This is a genomic window from Nocardia abscessus NBRC 100374 (assembly GCF_000308455.1).
GTDB lineage: Bacteria > Actinomycetota > Actinomycetes > Mycobacteriales > Mycobacteriaceae > Nocardia > Nocardia abscessus.
This window is the reverse complement of the sequence record NZ_BAFP01000226.1, coordinates 1-1342: the sequence shown is the minus strand read 5'-3', so window position 1 is coordinate 1342 and position 1342 is coordinate 1. Positions and strand designations below refer to the sequence as shown.

At 64.9% G+C, this 1342-nt stretch carries 1 protein-coding gene; it reads left to right on the top strand.

All coding sequences use genetic code 11. The annotated features are described in order from the left end of the window. Positions 1–44: 44 nt before the first annotated feature. A protein-coding gene (locus ON19_RS30860) for an IS3 family transposase (RefSeq protein WP_157229897.1) occupies positions 45–1315 on the top strand; the annotation gives its coding sequence in 2 pieces (ribosomal slippage) (positions 45–333 and positions 333–1315; 1272 coding nt in all). The last annotated feature ends 27 nt before the right edge of the window (positions 1316–1342 follow it).

The following is a 1342-nucleotide window of genomic DNA, read 5'->3' as shown; positions in this document are numbered from 1 at the left end:
TGAATCCTCCCGGCATGTCCGGAGACTTCATCTGTTGAGGAAGGATGAAGTCCGTGAGTTCGAAGAAGTACCCGCTGGAGTTGCGTGAGCGGGCGGTGCGGATGGTCGCGGAGGTCCGTGACCAGTACGAGTCGGAGTGGGCTGCGATCGGGGCGGTGGCCGAGTTGCTGGGTGTCGGGACGGCCGAGACGGTCCGGAAGTGGGTTCGCCAGGAGCAGGTCGATGGCGGCGCGCGGGCTGGGGTGACCAGTGAAGAGTCCGCGGAGTTGAAGCGGCTTCGTCGGGAGAACGCAGAACTGAAGCGCGCCAACGCAATTCTGAAGTCTGCGTCGGCTTTCTTCGCGGCCGAACTGGACCGGCCGCAGCGCTGATCGTCAGGTATATCAGCGAGCATCAGGGCCACCGGGTCGATGGTGGCTTGCGATGGGGTGTCGAGTCGATCTGCGCCGCGCTCACCGAGCTCGGCGTCAAGATCGCCCCATCAACGTATTACGAACAGCGCCAGCCGGTGTCGAGTAAACAGCGGCGGCGCGACGAGGAATTGAAGGTGGAAATCACGCGGGTTCACTGGGAGAACTTCAGCGCGTATGGCGCCCGGAAGGTGTGGCTGCAACTCAATCGTGAAGGCATCGGCGTGGCCCGCTGCACGGTGGAGCGGCTGATGCGGGCGCTGGGGCTGCGTGGCGCGGTCCGTGGTCGGGTCAAACGCACCACGATCGCCGATCCGGCCGCCCCGCGACCGGCGGATCTGGTGCAGCGCAGGTTCGCGCCGGCGGCACCGAACCGGCTGTGGGTGGCCGACATGACCTATGTGTCGGCATGGTCGGGCTGGGTCTATGTGGCGTTCGTGATCGACGCCTACGCGCGGCGGATCATCGGCTGGCGCACCGGCACCACGATGACCACCAGCCTGGTGCTCGACGCGATCGAGCACGCTATCTGGACCCGGGAAAGAGCAGGTTGGGACGTGAAAGATGTTGTGCACCATACCGATAGAGGCAGTCAATATATGTCGATTGCCTTCACCGAGCGCCTCGCCGAGGCCGGGATCCAGCCCAGCGTAGGCGCGGTGGGATCGAGCTTCGACAACGCCCTCGCCGAAACGATCAACGGCCTCTATAAGACCGAGCTGATCAAGCCCCGCGGCCCCTGGCGCAGCGTCGACCACGTCGAGTTCGCCACTGCGGAATGGGTCGACTGGTTCAACCACCGCCGCCTCTACCAGTACTGCGGCGACGTACCCCCGGCGGAGATGGAGGCCGCCTACTACGCTCAACACCCAGCCCAGCAGACGGCCGGGCTGTCACACCAATAAGTCTCCGGACTCACCGGGGGGATTCAT